The sequence below is a fragment of the Streptomyces roseus genome (genome assembly GCF_001044425.1).
GTDB lineage: Bacteria > Actinomycetota > Actinomycetes > Streptomycetales > Streptomycetaceae > Streptomyces > Streptomyces roseus.
Genome location: NZ_LFML01000082.1, coordinates 1 through 14,414 on the forward strand (window position 1 = coordinate 1; position 14,414 = coordinate 14,414).

Annotated in this window: 16 protein-coding genes; 7 read left to right on the forward strand and 9 right to left on the reverse strand. The window is 73.0% G+C overall.

All coding sequences use genetic code 11. The annotated features are described in order from the left end of the window. Positions 1 to 137 precede the first annotated feature (137 nt). Entirely contained in the window at positions 138 to 836 is a 699-nt protein-coding gene (locus ACS04_RS20950; protein WP_078865071.1) for a uridine kinase family protein, read from the reverse strand. Between the two features lie 54 nt (positions 837 to 890). On the opposite strand from ACS04_RS20950, the gene ACS04_RS20955 reads away from it, so the two are divergent. Then, a complete protein-coding gene (locus ACS04_RS20955) occupies positions 891 to 1,241 on the forward strand; it encodes a hypothetical protein (RefSeq protein WP_048478226.1) in 351 nt (116 codons plus the stop codon). A 128-nt stretch (positions 1,242 to 1,369) separates the two neighbouring features. On the opposite strand, the gene ACS04_RS20960 is transcribed toward ACS04_RS20955, so the two are convergent. Genes ACS04_RS20960 through deoC form a run of 3 tightly spaced genes read right to left on the reverse strand, consistent with a single transcriptional unit; the run spans position 1,370 to position 4,666 of the window. After that, positions 1,370 to 2,269, reverse strand: coding sequence for an aldehyde dehydrogenase family protein (locus ACS04_RS20960; RefSeq protein WP_048478227.1), 900 nt, complete (start codon positions 2,267 to 2,269; stop codon positions 1,370 to 1,372). After that, positions 2,262 to 3,698, reverse strand: coding sequence for an aldehyde dehydrogenase family protein (locus ACS04_RS20965; RefSeq protein ID WP_048478228.1), 1,437 nt, complete (start codon positions 3,696 to 3,698; stop codon positions 2,262 to 2,264). The genes ACS04_RS20960 and ACS04_RS20965 overlap by 8 nt, the downstream gene beginning before the upstream one ends. A 5-nt stretch (positions 3,699 to 3,703) precedes the next feature. Further along, positions 3,704 to 4,666 (reverse strand): deoxyribose-phosphate aldolase, encoded by a 963-nt coding sequence (deoC, locus tag ACS04_RS20970; RefSeq protein WP_048478229.1) that lies wholly within the window; start codon positions 4,664 to 4,666, stop codon positions 3,704 to 3,706. A gap of 316 nt (positions 4,667 to 4,982) precedes the next feature. Between deoC and ACS04_RS38260 the strand changes: the two genes are divergently transcribed. From ACS04_RS38260 to ACS04_RS20990, 4 genes are all read left to right on the forward strand, one after another. Then, on the forward strand, positions 4,983 to 6,044 hold the full coding sequence (locus ACS04_RS38260; RefSeq protein WP_048478230.1) for a hypothetical protein: 1,062 nt from the start codon (positions 4,983 to 4,985) through the stop codon (positions 6,042 to 6,044). A 352-nt stretch (positions 6,045 to 6,396) separates the two neighbouring features. Then, on the forward strand, positions 6,397 to 7,005 hold the full coding sequence (locus ACS04_RS20980) for a PH domain-containing protein (RefSeq protein WP_048478231.1): 609 nt from the start codon (positions 6,397 to 6,399) through the stop codon (positions 7,003 to 7,005). A gap of 150 nt (positions 7,006 to 7,155) precedes the next feature. Next, positions 7,156 to 7,737 (forward strand): VanZ family protein, encoded by a 582-nt coding sequence (locus ACS04_RS20985; RefSeq protein WP_048478232.1) that lies wholly within the window; start codon positions 7,156 to 7,158, stop codon positions 7,735 to 7,737. A 45-nt stretch (positions 7,738 to 7,782) separates the two neighbouring features. Continuing rightward, positions 7,783 to 7,983: a PspC domain-containing protein gene (locus ACS04_RS20990; RefSeq protein WP_048478233.1), complete on the forward strand. Its 201-nt coding sequence runs from the start codon at positions 7,783 to 7,785 to the stop codon at positions 7,981 to 7,983. A 66-nt stretch (positions 7,984 to 8,049) separates the two neighbouring features. On the opposite strand, the gene ACS04_RS20995 is transcribed toward ACS04_RS20990, so the two are convergent. The 3 genes from ACS04_RS20995 to ACS04_RS21005 form a co-directional block, all read right to left on the reverse strand. Continuing rightward, complete coding sequence (locus ACS04_RS20995) at positions 8,050 to 8,826, reverse strand: hypothetical protein (RefSeq protein WP_048478234.1); 777 nt, start codon at positions 8,824 to 8,826, stop codon at positions 8,050 to 8,052. Between the two features lie 152 nt (positions 8,827 to 8,978). Then, positions 8,979 to 9,257: a hypothetical protein gene (locus tag ACS04_RS21000; protein ID WP_048478235.1), complete on the reverse strand. Its 279-nt coding sequence runs from the start codon at positions 9,255 to 9,257 to the stop codon at positions 8,979 to 8,981. Between the two features lie 140 nt (positions 9,258 to 9,397). Continuing rightward, positions 9,398 to 10,546 carry an adenosine deaminase gene (locus ACS04_RS21005; protein WP_048478236.1) on the reverse strand — a complete coding sequence of 383 codons (1,149 nt, stop codon included), beginning with the start codon at positions 10,544 to 10,546 and terminating at the stop codon, positions 9,398 to 9,400. 113 nt (positions 10,547 to 10,659) lie between these two features. On the opposite strand from ACS04_RS21005, the gene ACS04_RS21010 reads away from it, so the two are divergent. Next, positions 10,660 to 11,391, forward strand: a complete 732-nt coding sequence (locus ACS04_RS21010) for an alpha/beta hydrolase (RefSeq protein WP_048478237.1) — start codon at positions 10,660 to 10,662, stop codon at positions 11,389 to 11,391. Positions 11,392 to 11,528: 137 nt separating this feature from the next. Next, positions 11,529 to 11,897, forward strand: coding sequence for a cupin domain-containing protein (locus ACS04_RS21015; RefSeq protein ID WP_048478238.1), 369 nt, complete (start codon positions 11,529 to 11,531; stop codon positions 11,895 to 11,897). A 13-nt stretch (positions 11,898 to 11,910) separates the two neighbouring features. Here the strand turns inward: ACS04_RS21015 and ACS04_RS21020 are convergent, their stop codons facing one another. Both ACS04_RS21020 and ACS04_RS35365 read right to left on the reverse strand, forming a co-directional pair. Continuing rightward, positions 11,911 to 13,368 (reverse strand): CehA/McbA family metallohydrolase, encoded by a 1,458-nt coding sequence (locus tag ACS04_RS21020; protein ID WP_048478239.1) that lies wholly within the window; start codon positions 13,366 to 13,368, stop codon positions 11,911 to 11,913. Then, a partial coding sequence (locus tag ACS04_RS35365; protein WP_053080871.1) for an ATP-grasp domain-containing protein occupies positions 13,349 to 14,414 on the reverse strand: 1,066 nt, incomplete at its 5' end. The genes ACS04_RS21020 and ACS04_RS35365, both read right to left, overlap by 20 nt.

The window sequence follows — 14,414 nt, forward strand, 5'->3', positions numbered from 1 at the left end:
GGGGGGCCGTCCTACGGGGGTGGGACGGGGGCCTGCGGGGGGAGGAGGCGGGATCAAGCGGCCGGGGGTCCGCGTGGTCCCGCCTTCTCGTACGTCCGGTGCTACGCCTGGGGCCGGTGCTACGCCTGGGGTCGGTGCTACGCCGCCGCCGCCGTGCGATGGCGGCCCGCCGCGCAGGCGGCCAGGCGGCCCAGCGCCTCGTCCCGGCCGCAGGCGTACGCGCCGAGGGCGGTGTGCCGGGCCACGATGCCCCGCTCCGCCCGCATCAGCCGCCAGCCCCTGCGCAGCAGGAACGGCAGCGACTTGCGGCCCTCGCGCAGGTCCCGGGCGAGCCTGCGCCGGAACGTCGTGGAGGGCCGGCCGCGCAGGCAGATCGCGTCGGCCAGCAACCCCATCTCCTGGCAGCGGGCCACGATGTCGGCCGCGAAGATCCCCTCCGCGATGAACAGCGGGGTGCGGGAGATGTCCAGCGTCTCCGTGCCCGTACGGGAGGAGGTGGCGATGGAGTACACCGGCACCTCGGTACGGCCGCCCGCGCACAGCTCGACGATCGCGGCGACCGCCGCGTCGGCGTCCCACGAGAGGGGGGAGTCCCAGTCGATGTCGGAACTGCCCTCCACCAGCGGGAGGCTCGGGTCGTCCGCCTCCTTGTAGAAGTCGTCCAGACGCAGCACCGGCAGCCCGGACCGGGCGGCCAGCCTGGACTTGCCGGACCCCGAGGGCCCGGTCAGCAGGACGACACGCGTAGGCAAAGGAGAGGAGGAGCTCACGGAACACAAGTGTGAACCATTCCCCCGCGCAGGGGATGCCTCCGGTGGCCGGTTGGTATCCAGGATCACACCTCAACTACGCTGCGTACGCACGCGACTACGACCTCAGGTGGGATCCCCATGGCACGTCACGCAGCTCCCGGCAGCTCCACGCTGCGCTCCGCAGGCATCACGCTCTCCCTGGCCGGTGCGGCCCTGGCCATGACCGCCGGTGGCGCGCAGGCCGGTGAGCTCTCCGTCCCGGCGGCCCTCGCGGGGGTCACCGACCCCCTCGCGAACCTCAAGGTGAACCCGCTGGCCCACACCGGCGTGGACCCGCTCGACAACGGCGTCGCCACCAAGGTCGCCGACTTCCCGGCGGTCGGCACCACCATGGTCACGGGGATCCTGACGCAGGGTCCGTCCGTCGGCGAGCTGCCCGCGGCGGCCGCGTCCTCGCTGCTCGGCCCGCTGGCGCCGAAGCAGCCGTAACGGCCGAGGCAGCCGTAACAGCAGAAGCGGCCCGAAGCAGGCGTAGCAGCCGTAGGGCCGCACCGAGGCGCGAAAAGGCCCCGGTAGCGCGGGAAGCGCTGCCGGGGCCGGCTTTCGAGGCGGACCGCTCAGTACGAGGATCCGCCCGCGCCCAGCGAACCCGTGGGGTGCCAGACCGTCTTCGTCTCCAGGAACGCCGTCATGCGCGACGTGCCCGGGTCGGCGCTCCAGTCGTCCACAGGCTGTGGACGCAGGACGCGCTTGAGGTTGTCGGCCGCCGCGATCTCCAGCTCCTTGGCCAGCGCGGCGCCCGCGCCCGCCAGGTCGATCGCGTTGACGTCCTGGTGGGAGGCCAGGTGCGGGCCCATCTCGGCGGCCTTGCCGGACAGGATGTTGACGACGCCGCCCGGGAGGTCGGAGGTGGCCAGCACCTCGCCCAGGGAGAGGGCGGGCAGCGGGGACTTCTCCGAGGTGATCACGACCGCCGTGTTGCCCGTCGCGATGACGGGGGCGAGGACCGAGATCAGGCCCAGGAACGAGGAGTCCTGCGGGGCGAGGACCGTGACGACGCCGGTCGGCTCCGGCGTGGAGAGGTTGAAGAACGGGCCCGCGACCGGGTTGGCCCCGCCCACGAGCTGGCCGATCTTGTCGGTCCAGCCCGCGTACCAGATCCAGCGGTCGATGGCCGCGTCGACGACGGCGCCCGCCTTCGACTTGGACAGGCCCTCGGCCTCGCCGACCTCGCGGACGAACTGCTCGCGCCGGCCCTCCAGCATCTCGGCGATGCGATAGAGGATCTGCCCGCGGTTGTACGCGGTCGCGCCCGACCAGCCGCCGAAGGCCTTGCGGGCCGCGACGACCGCGTCACGCGCGTCCTTGCGGGAGGACAGGGGGGCGTTGGCCAGCCACTTGCCCTTGGAGTCGGTCACCTCGTACACCCGGCCGCTCTCGGAGCGGGGGAACTTGCCCCCGACGTACAGCTTGTAGGTCTTGAAGACGCTCAGGCGCGTCGCAGAAGACTCAGACATCGAGGTAGCCCTCCAGGCCGTGGCGGCCGCCCTCGCGGCCGAAGCCCGACTCCTTGTAGCCGCCGAAGGGCGAGGTCGGGTCGAACTTGTTGAACGTGTTGGCCCAGATGACGCCCGCGCGGAGCTTGTCGGCCACCGCCAGGATGCGGCTGCCCTTCTCCGTCCAGATGCCGGCGGACAGGCCGTACTGGCTGTTGTTGGCCTTGGCGACGGCCTCGTCGGGCGTACGGAACGTCAGCACGGACAGGACCGGGCCGAAGATCTCGTCGCGGGCGACGGTGTGCGCCTGGGTGACGTTCGTGAAGAGCGTCGGGGCGAACCAGTAGCCGGAGGACGGCAGCTCGCACGCCGGGGACCAGCGCTCGGCGCCCTCGGCCTCGCCGGTCTCGGCGAGCGCGGTGATCCGGGCCAGCTGCTCGGCGGAGTTGATCGCGCCGATGTCGGTGTTCTTGTCGAGCGGGTCGCCCAGGCGCAGGGTGGACAGGCGGCGCTTGAGGGAGTCCAGCAGCTCGTCGTGGATCGACTCCTGGACCAGCAGGCGCGAGCCCGCGCAGCAGACCTGGCCCTGATTGAAGAAGATGCCGTTGACGATGCCCTCGACGGCCTGGTCGATGGGGGCGTCGTCGAAGACGATGTTGGCGCCCTTGCCGCCCAGCTCCAGGGTGACCTTCTTGTCGGTGCCGGCGACGTGGCGGGCGATCTTCTTGCCCACGGCCGTCGAGCCGGTGAAGGCGACCTTGTTGACGTCCGGGTGCTCGACGAGAGCCGCGCCGGCGTCCCCGTAACCCGTGAGGATGTTGACGACGCCCTTGGGCAGGCCCGCCTGGCGGCAGATGTCCGCGAAGAACAGCGCGCTGAGCGGGGTCGTCTCGGCGGGCTTGAGGACGACGGTGTTGCCGGTGGCGAGCGCCGGGGCGATCTTCCACGCCAGCATCAGCAGCGGGAAGTTCCACGGGATGACCTGGCCGGCCACGCCGAGCGGGCGCGGGTTCGCGCCGTAACCCGCGTGGTCGAGCTTGTCGGCCCAGCCCGCGTAGTAGAAGAAGTGCGCGGCGACGAGCGGGAGGTCCGCGTCGCGGGTCTCCTTGATCGGCTTGCCGTTGTCCAGCGTCTCCAGGACGGCCAGCTCGCGGCTGCGCTCCTGGATGATCCGGGCGATGCGGAAGAGGTACTTGGCGCGCTCGGAGCCGGGCAGCGCGGACCAGGTCGCGAAGGCCTTGCGGGCGGCCTTGACGGCGCGGTCCACGTCGGCGGCGCCCGCCTGGGCCACCTCGGAGAGGACCTCCTCGGACGACGGGGAGACGGTCTTGAAGACCTTGCCGTCGGCGGCGTCGGTGAACTCGCCGTCGATGAAGAGCCCGTACGAGGGGGCGATGTCGACGACCGAACGCGACTCGGGGGCCGGTGCGTACTCGAAAAGGGAAGCCATGGTGATCAGTCCACCGTCACGTAGTCGGGACCGGAGTAACGCCCGGTGCTCAGCTTCTGGCGCTGCATGAGCAGGTCGTTCAGGAGGCTGGACGCGCCGAAGCGGAACCAGTGGTTGGACAGCCAGTCCTCGCCCACGGTCTCGTTGACCAGGACCAGGAACTTGAGGGCGTCCTTCGTGGTCCGGATGCCGCCGGCCGGCTTCACGCCGATCTGGATTCCAGTCTGCGCCTTGAAGTCCCGGACGGCTTCGAGCATCAGCAGCGTGTTGGCGGGGGTGGCGTTGACGCCGACCTTGCCGGTGGAGGTCTTGATGAAGTCGGCGCCCGCGAGCATGCCGATCCACGAGGCGCGGCGGATGTTGTCGTACGTCGACAGCTCGCCGGTCTCGAAGATGACCTTGAGGCGGGCGGCGGTGCCGTCGGGGCGTACGCACGCCTCCTTGACGGCCTTGATCAGCTCGTACGTGTCCAGGTAGCGGCCGGCGAGGAAGGCGCCACGGTCGATGACCATGTCGATCTCGTCGGCGCCGGCGGCGACGGCGTCACGGGTGTCGGCAAGCTTGACGGGCAGCGCGGCGCGGCCGGCCGGGAAGGCCGTCGCGACGGAGGCCACCTTGACGTCGGCGCCGTTCAGGGCGGCCTTGGCGGTGGCCACCATGTCGGGGTACACGCAGACCGCGGCGGTCATGGGCGTGCTGCGGTCGGTCGGGTCGGGGTTGACGGCCTTGGCGGAGAGCGCTCGGACCTTGCCCGGGGTGTCCGCACCCTCAAGCGTGGTCAGGTCGATCATCGAAATGGCCAGGTCAATGGCGTAGGCCTTGGCCGTGGTCTTGATCGAACGGGTACCGAGCGCGGCCGCGCGGGCCTCCAGGCCGACGGCGTCTACGCCGGGCAGCCCGTGCAGGAAGCGGCGCAGCGCGCTGTCGGACGTCGTCACGTCAGCGAATGCGGTGAGGGTGGTGGGCATGGTCACCAGATGAGCATATCTACGCGCGTAGCGGCCTGTCACCCCCCACTGGCGCACATATGTGCGGACCCGGACACATCCGGGCGCGGTGGGGCCGCTGGTCGGCCCGGCCTGCGGACCGCTGACCTCCACTTTTCCTGTTGCGTGGCGAAGACGGGACCGCCATGGTCCAGTCGAACAAGAAACGTAAATTTCTCTCCAGCAGCCCGCCAGACCTCACCGGATGACAGCCTCGGCACCTCGGCAGAGAACCCGTGGAGACAAAGGGGCATGCGGCTCTCCCACCTTCTCGCGACACGTGCTTCCAGGAGTCGTTATGCGTTCCGCCCTCCGTACCTCGATCGTCACCGCCGCCCTCGCCGCGGCCCTCCTCGCACCAGCCGCGACCGCCATCGCCGCGCCGGCCGTGCAGAGCGCGACGGCTTCGGTGTACGGGACCGTCTCGGACAACGACCGCTACGCGGGCGAGCCGGTCTACATCGGCGAAGGCCTGGTCGCGGTACTGCGCAACGGGCCCGAGGGCCCGGAGGCCTGGATCCGCGCCGTGGGCGAGCAGTGGAAGCCGGGCGACGTCTACATGGTCCGCGTCCTGACCGTGCTGGACCGCTCCCACACCGGCGACACCGTCAAGGGGCTCAGCCTGAAGCTCACCAGGCTGGACACCGGCGCCCCGGTGCTGACGGTCACCAAGGACGGCGCCGCCCAGTCCTTCCCGCTGCCGAAGGCCGGGGCCCCGAAGGGCCCGGAGGCGCCGAAGACCCCGGTCACGCCCGCCCCGGAGGACCCGAAGTCCCCCGAGGCCCCGAAGACCCCGGTCACCACGGCGGGCACGGCCACCACGGCTGCCACGGCCACCACGGCCACGGACCGCTACGCCGGTGAGCTGGTGCTCGTCGGCAAGGGCCGGCTCGCGGTGCTGCGGGGCGGGGCCGAGGGCCCCGAGGTCTGGATCCGCGCCGTCTCCGGGAACTGGAAGCCGGCCGACGGCTGGGCGGGCCACGTCCTGGCGACGCTGACCCCCTCCGCCCCCCACGCGGTGCTCGACGGCACCGACTACAGGATCGCGAAGACGGACGACGGGCGCTACGGCCTCACCGTCCGTGCGCAGGGCGGTGGCGACTCGGACTTCTACCTGCTGCCGCAGGCCGCGCCCACCGCCAAGACCGCTTCCGTGCGGCAGGCCGCGGACGTCACGCCGCTGACGGGCGCGCAGACGGTGGTCGTCCCGCAGGGCGCGGTGGCGGCGGGCGCCGAGATCGCCGCCGAGGACACCGACGACACCACCACCCTGGCGGCCGGCGGCGCCCTGGTCGCGATCCTGGCCGGGCTCGGTGCGGCATGGGCCGCCCGCAACCGCAGCCCCCGCAACCGCGCCTGACCCACGCTCTCGCCGCCCCGACCGGCTGCGCCGCCGCGGCGCCGGCGCTCCCGCCCGCACCCCGCGTCGCCACGGCCCGGCGCCGTCCCCGGCGGCTTCGCGGGCCCCGGCCGCGTCCGCCGCGGCGCTGCCCGCCTCCGAGCCCGTACGAGTACGGATCCCCGCGGCCGGGACGGACACGGGGCCGCTGCTGAAACCGGGGCCGGCCGCGAACGGCACCGTCGAGGTGCCGTCCTGCGCGACGTGGCGGAGATCCACCCCGGCGGCGAGACCACCGAAGGGCACCGCCCGGCCGGCATCATCGTGTACGCCGATCTCGTCGGCTGAGATGACGTGAGGCAGAATCGGCCTCATGAGCAGCCAGCAGCACCCTGAGGAACCGGCGTACGACGACCGGGTCTACCGCTCCCCCATGGCCGTGGTCACGGGGGTCCTGCTGCTCGCGCTGATCGCGTGGCTGTGCGGGGACGCCCTCGTGCGGGGTGCGGGGAACGCCCCCTGGTTCGCCGCGGCGATCGCCTTGGTGACCGTACCGCTGACCGTGGCGTTCACCATCCGCCCGGCCGTCTTCGCCAACGCCGACCGGATGCGCGTGCGGAACCCCTTCCGGGTCATCGAACTGCCCTGGGGCGCCGTGGACGTGGTGCGTGCGGGGTACTCGGCGGAGGTGCTGGCCGAGGGGTCGAAGTACCAGCTGTGGTCCATCCCCGTCTCGCTGCGCGACCGGAAGAAGGCGAACCGGCAGAGCGCCAGGGGCGCGGCCACGGCCGGGGCGGCGGCCTCCGCCGAGCCGCGGCGGGCCCAGGCCGACCAGGCGATCGACGAACTGCGGGAGCTGGCCGAACGCGGCGCCTCGCGGGCCGCCGCCCAGGGCGGCGTGCGCGTGCGCTGGTCGTACGAGATCCTCGCCCCCGCGGTCCTCGGCGCGGTGTTCCTGATCGTGCTCTTCGCCCTGCGCTGACACCGGGCCCGTACGCGCAGCCGCGCCGGGGCCGTGCCCCAGCTGCCAGCGGGTGCCGCACGGTCCCGCCCGCCGCCCGGTGTCCGGGTGCGAGCCCGCTCACAGGATCCGACCGGAACCGCGGCCACCGGGGGCTGCGTCCTCGCACATGTGCAGCGCAACGAGGTCGGCCGCAGTGCCGCCACCGCCATTCACCTCCGGCTCCGGCTCCTGGGCGGGGGGCTGCTGGTCGCGCATCTCCTCCTCGTCGGCTGGCTCACTCTGCGGCCCCTTGACGTGCCCTGGGCCGCCGCTGCCAACCTGACCCCGCTGGAGGGGATCCGGGAGGACCTCTCGTACGGGCCGCTGGAGGCGGCGCGCCGGATCGGCGAGAGCCTCGCGCTGCTCGCCCCGCTCGGAGTGCTGCTGCCGCTCGCCAACGGGAACCTGGCTCCGTCGCCGCTGGCCGCGTGGTCCTCGCTGGGCCGGACCGCCGCCGCGGGCGTGCTCGTATCGCTCCTCATCGCGATGCTCCAGAGCGGAGTTCCCGGGCAGGTCGTCGATGTGGACTCGGTGCTGCTGAACGGCCTGGGCGTCGTCCTCGCCCACGCCGCCGTCGTACCGGCGCTGCGTGCGCGACTGCGGCGCGCGCGGCGCTGCGGGCAGTCCTCTCAGGGGTCCACCCCGAGAATTCCCAGGGTCGGGCTCGGCCCCTGGACCGACGTTTTGTCCGCGGTGCCGCGGGAGTATTGAGGCAGCGCGGGAAAACCTCCCGCCGGATGCCTTTGAGGAGAACCCATGAGCGCCATTGTCCGTCCCCGTGAGGGTCGCTGGATCGGCGGCGTCTGCGCCGGACTGGCGCGCCGCTTCGGAATATCCGCGAACACGATGCGCGTGATTTTCGTCGTCTCGTGCCTGCTGCCCGGCCCGCAGTTCCTCATCTACCTGGCGCTGTGGCTGCTCCTGCCGAACGAGAAGCCCGCCTCCAACGCCTGGTAAAGCGGCCGGGGCGCACTTCCCGGGCTTCGGGCCGCCTCCGGCCCGGTCTCCGGGCCGGCCGGGTCGTCAGCTCGCGCCGCGGACCTTCTCCAGCTGCTTGTCCGCCACCTCTTGCGGGACCAGCGCCTTCTGCTGGCCTCCGGCGACGTTGAGGGCCATCAGGCGGACGACGGTGGCGCCCTGGCGGACCACGACCACGTGGACCTGGGCGGAGACGCCTTGAGCGGCCGCGGTGGTGGTCCAGCTGACGGTCTCGTCGCCGGCCGTCTTGTACTCGGCGGTCCGTACCTCGCGGTAGCTGCCGCTCTGCTTGTCGACGGTGGCGGTGAAGCCCGTACCGCAGGCGCCGACGGCGCTCCTCAGGCGGGCGATGAGCGCCTTGGCGTCGGTTTCGGCGTAGGAGCTGACGGAGGCGGAGACGGCGAGTCCGACCTGCTTCTGGGAGCCGATACCGCGGTTGACGGTCTCGCGGGCGGCCGGGTCCGGCTTGTCGCCCATGATGTCGGCCAGCGGCTGGCAGGCCTTGCGGTCGGCTTGCGGCTGCCCGTCGGGGGCGTTCGGATTCTTGCCCTGCGCCGAGACCTGGTAGCCGGGCAGATCGCCCTGTTCGAGTGCGGAGCGCTCCAGCTTGCTCGCCCCGGCCTTCGGCGCGGCGGCGCCGCCGGGGGCGGAGCCCGGGGACGCGGCGGCGGAGCCGGAGGGGGCGGAGCCCTTGGGGTCGGGCGTCTTGCCCGCCGCGGGGGCGGCGTCCTTGTTGCTGCTGCACCCCACGGCCCCCAGGAGGAGGGCGGGGAGCAGGGCGGCGGCGGCCGCTCCGACCGTGACTCGTGCCTTCAAGCGCATGACCGATGACCTCATACCCAGTGCGTCGGCGGGCAGTTGGTGGTGATCGTGGCACACGCCACGACGTGGCACACACCCGATCGAACCGGTGTGCGCCACGTGTGTGCGCGTACGAAATCCGCGGACGGGTCCGCGGACCGATCGGGCAGGGATCAGCTTCCGCCGAGCGCGCCGATGGGCAGGCCGCCGAGGGTCGGGCCGACCGCGTTGGTGAGCTCGTTGAGCGGGGCCGCCGGGTCGCTCTGCTGCTGACCACCCTCGGGGCTCACCTGCTGCTGGCTGGTGAGGCCCTGGGCGGCGCCGGTCACGGTGCCCAGCGCGTCGGAGAGGCCGATCGCGGGCACGGCGGCCGAGGCGGAACCCGCGGCGGCGGCGACGAAGGCGGCGCCGAGGGCGGCGGCACCGAGGGTCTTGGCAGCTGACTTCTTCATGAAGATTTAGTCCTTGCGACGGGGAATTGAGCGGCTCCGCAAACTAGTCACTTCAAACCCCCGCCCGCAAACATACGTAAATACGAGAAAGCACCCGGGAATTGCTCCTCCCGGGCGCTTTCCGTCTGTCATGCCATGGCCTAGGCCAAGGAAGAACCGCTGGTCGCGACGGTCTGCCGGAAGAGCCATTCCGACTTCAGCTCGGCGTAACCGGGCTTGATGACCTCATTGATCATGGCCAGTCGTTCATCGAAAGGAATGAACGCGGACTTCATCGCATTGACGGTGAACCACTGCATGTCATCGAGCGTGTAGCCGAAGGTGTCGACGAGGTGCTCGAACTCGCGGCTCATGCTGGTGCCGCTCATCAGGCGGTTGTCGGTGTTGACCGTCAGCCTGAAGTGCAGCTTGCGCAGCAGCCCGATCGGGTGCTCGGCGTACGAGGCGGCCGCGGCGGTCTGCAGGTTCGAGGTGGGGCACATCTCCAGGGGGATGCGCTTGTCCCGGACGTACGAGGCCAGCCGGCCGAGCTTCACGGAGCCGTCGGCGGCGACCTCGATGTCGTCGATGATCTTCACGCCGTGACCGAGGCGGTCGGCGCCGCACCACTGCAGGGCCTGCCAGATCGACGGCAGGCCGAAGGCCTCGCCCGCGTGGATCGTGAAGTGGTTGTTCTCGCGCTTGAGGTACTCGAACGCATCCAGGTGGCGGGTGGGAGGGAACCCGGCCTCGGCACCGGCGATGTCGAAGCCGACCACGCCGTTGTCGCGGTAGCGGTTGGCCAGCTCCGCGATCTCCAGCGCGCGGGCGGCGTGGCGCATCGCGGTGAGCAGGGCGCCGACGCGGATGCGGTGGCCGTTCGCCTTCGCGCGGCGCTCGCCCTCGCGGAAGCCGTCGTTCACGGCCTCTACGACCTCTTCGAGGGTCAGGCCGGCTTCCAGGTGCTGCTCGGGGGCGTAGCGGATCTCGGCGTACACGACGCCGTCCTCGGCCAGGTCCTCGGCGCACTCGGCGGCGACGCGGAACAGCGCCGCCTTCGTCTGCATGACGGCGCACGTGTGCGCGAACGTCTCCAGGTAGCGCGGCAGGGAGCCGGAGTCGGCGGCTTCGCGGAACCAGATGCCGAGCTTGTCGGCGTCGGTCTCGGGAAGGTTCTCGTAGCCGGCCTCCCGGGCCAGCTCGATGATGGTCCCGGGGCGCAGGCCACCGTCGAGGTGGTCGTGGAGCAGCACCTTCGGGGAGCGGCGGATCTGATCCGGGGTCGGCAGGTTGGGGGTCTCGCTCGTCATCCGGGCACTCTACTCCTACGCGCGTAGAGCAGCGCGTCGGCGACAGGGGTCGATACGTAACAGAGACCGTACGGACGGGTCGCGTACACCTGTCAGTCTGAGACTGTTCCGCCATGGCACAGCATGCGCCGCCGGCGCGCGGGGCCCGCCTGGGGCGGGCGGCCGGCGCGAACGGCTCGGTCTCAGAAGGCAACACGGTCAACGGGGTCGTCCTCTTACTCCCCGGGAGGTCCAGACTGTCCCCCGGTCCGGTGCGTCCGCTGGCGCGGGCGCTGGTCCGGGCGGGCGGGGCGGAGGGGCTGGTCACGCACACCGTGCTGCACGGCAAGGGGGCCTGCCGGGAGGACGACGCCCGGTGGGCGGCCGACGAGGTGGTGCGCAGGTACGGGGACGTGCCGGTGTGCCTCGCCGGGTACGACGCGGGCGGCCGTGCGGCGCTGCTGGCGGCGGGCCACGAGGCCGTCAACTCGGTGCTGGCCCTCGCCCCTTCCCTGGGTGAGGTGGTCTCCCCGGAGTCCCCGGAACCGGTGAAACAGCTGTCGGGGCGGCAGGTGCTGATCGTGCACGGGACGAACGACGCGCACAGCGACCCGGAGGCATCGTTTCGGCTGGCGGCCCAGGCGAAGAAGGCGAACCGTTCCACCTGCCGGTTCGAGGTGCACTCGGACGGGCACCGCCTGCGCGAGCACCAGGCGGAAGTCGTCGCGCTGTCCGTGGATTTCATCCTGGGCGCGATGTTCTCGGGACGGTTCTCGCGGCCGGTGACGGACGCGCTGGCGGCGCCGCCGCCGCTGGGGCTGCGGATGCCGCTCGCGACGGGCTTCGGACGTTCACTGCGGGGATGAGGCCCCGGGCCGGCCGGGTGCGGAGCGCGGGGTGTGGCCCCCGCGCGCGGAGCCCCGGCGGGAGGCGCCGGGTCCGAAGCACCGAGCGTAAAGTGAAAAGAGGACTCGGGGCGCTTCTCCGCGGGAGGCGATTCGGCATGGCCGCGATCGTGCGCAAGAACTTCGACCAAGCGGACGAGACCCGCCCGTTCGTGGACGGCAAGGGCAGGCTCGACCTCATCCAGACGGCCCGCGGGGACGTGGGCCGAGCGGTCTTCGAGCCCGGCTGGCGCTGGTCCGAGCACATCAAGCCGCTGGCGGGCACCGACAGCTGCCAGGCCGCGCACACGGGCTACGTGGTGAGCGGCCGGATGAAGGTGGTCATGGACGACGGGGCCAGCGAGGAGTACGGCCCCGGCGACTTCATGCAGATCGAGCCGGGGCACGACGCCTGGGTGCTCGGCGACGAGCAGTGCGTGGCGGTCGACTGGACCGGCTTCGGCGCGTACGCGAAGCCGGACTCCTGACCCCCTGCCCTTCTCACCCCGCGGGCAGCCACACCGGGTTCGTGAACGCCGCCAGGGCGCCCGGCAGCGGCGGGAGCGCGGCGGGGTGGCGGACCTCGGCCCGTACGTAGGCCGAGCGGGCCGGGCTGGTGCGCCACTCCAGGGGCGCGTCCGCCGAGGTCAGGGCCAGGCCCTGGACGGTGACCAGCCTCAGCTCGCAGCCGGGGGCGCCCGTGACCGTGAGCCGAACGCTCACGTCGGCGTCCGGGGCCACCCGCAGCCGCTCCCCGATGCCGGCGTGCTCCCCGCGCGGCCCCACCGCCTCGAAGGCCACCGAGACCTGCGCGGACTCGGCCCCGTAGCACCGCCCGGCCCGCATGCCCGCGAGGACCGCCTCCCGCGTCAGGTCCTCGGCCAGGACCACGGTCTGGGGGCCGCCGACGCGGTCCGGGTCGCGGTGGTGGTCGCTGTTCGCCACGGCGGGCAGCCACCGCTCTCCGTCGGCGCCGCGCAGGGCGGCGTCCCAGGAGGCCAGGGAGACCTCGTCGTCCGGGGTCCAGGGCCCGTTCCACACCTCCACGGCGTCGGCCTCGCCGAAGCCGAACTTCCAGGCGCAGCCGATGCAGGTGGCGTGCGGGTGGGCCGGTACGACCAGCCCGCCCGCGCCGCGGATCGTACGGGCGAACCGGCCGAAGCGGTTCTCGCGGGCCCGGTAGCGCCAGTCGACGAAGGTGCCCGGGTCGGTGCCGACGGCCAGGACGTGGCCGGTGCGGGTGGTGATCTCCTCGCCGGTCATGATCAGCAGGTCCGGGGAGAGCGCGTCGGTCCAGGCCGCGTGCGCGCTGTGGGTGTTGTGCTCCGAGGAGTTGATGAAGTCCAGGCCGGCCGCGCGGGCGAGGGCGGCTATCTCGGCGGGGGTGCGCCGCCCGTCGGAGTGGACCGAGTGGATGTGGCAGTCGCCGCGGTACCAGGCGCGGCCGCGGCCCCGGGCGCGCTGGGGCGGGTAGACCGGGCGGGGCGTGCGGCCCGGCTCGCCGAAGGTGAAGCGCGCGGTGATCTCGTACGGGAGTCCCTGCGGGGCGACGGTGTACGGGCCGAGCAGGACGTGCCAGCGGCCGGCCCCTATCGGGCCGGGCAGGTAGCCGGGGGTCGCGTCGTCGGCGCGGAGGAAGAACTCGCCGCGGGCGCCGCCGGACCAGCCGCGGAAGCCGCGGCCGCCGAGGGCGGTGCCGTGCTGGTCGAAGATGCCGATGTCGAGGGCGTTGCCGGGGATGCCGGGAGGTACGGGCGGCTTGCCGTAGGTGTAGGCCACGCGTAACTCGCTGACGCCGCGCGGTACGTCGAGGGGTATCTCGACGAAGTCGGGGGCGCCCGGCGGGATCGTGCCGGTCAGGATGCGGGTGTCCGGCGAGGGCGCGGACAGGTGCGGGGTGGTGACCGCGGCGGCGCCGGACACACCGGTCGCCAGAACTTCACGTCGGGTGAGGGCCATGCCCCCACGGTGGGGGCGGTACGTGAATCCCGTGTGAATCGGGGGTGAGGGGTCCCGGTCGGCCGCCGAGCAGGGCAGCGGCCCGGTCCAGGGCGCGGCCCAGGGACTGCGCCGTCGGGGCGGTGGCCAGGACGTGGGCGTGGTGCAGCGACCCGGTCGGGGGCCCGTGCACCGTCGCCCCCGGCGGCACCTGGAGCCCCACCCGGAACACCCCCGGCACGGCGCGGGCGGCGGCCAGTCCGGGGCGGGCCCGCGCGACGCGGGTGCCGGGCGGGAAGTCCACGTACCGCAGCCCGGCGTGCGCGGCGCGCGGGTGGCGGACCGGCTCGGGCAGTCCCAGTCCGGCGGCGAGGGCGAGGGCGAGCACGTCGGTGCCGTGGCCGAGCCGGAGCAGCGCGAGGAGCTCCTCGGGGCCGGGGTGGGCGTGCGCCTCGATGAGGCGGGGGCCGTACGGGGTGAGGACGAGCTCGGTGTGGGAGGGCCCGTCGCGGTGTCCGGCGAGGTCGAGGACCCCGCGTACGAGGTCCCGTACGGCCGCGGCGGCCTCGGCGGGGAGCACGACGGGCAGCTCGTGTCCGGTGGCGGTGAGGGCGGCGGCCCCCGGCCCCGGGATCCGGCGGGCCCAGCCGAGGACGCGGTGGCGGCCCCCGCGGGACAGGGCTTCGACGGCGAGCTCGGGGCCCTCCAGGTACTCCTCGACGAGGAGGTCGGTGACCTGGGGGTATTCGCGGACGGCGGCCTCCGCCCCCGCCGGGCCGGCCAGCAGCCGCACGCCCTCGCCCAGGACGCCGGCGCGGGGTTTGACCACGCAGGGGAAGCCGATGAGGGCGGCGAGGAAGGGGATCAGCGCGGCGCGCCCGCAGCGGACGAAGGAGACGGGCCTGACGGTGTGTAACGCGTTGGAGCGGGCGCGCAGGGCGGCCTTGTCCATGAGGGCGGCGACGGCCGCCGCGGGGGTGCCGGGCAGGCCCAGGGCCTCGTTGGCGCGGGCGGCGGCGAGCGCCGCGGCGGGGTCGAAGCCGAAGACGCGGGCGCGCCCGCGGCGG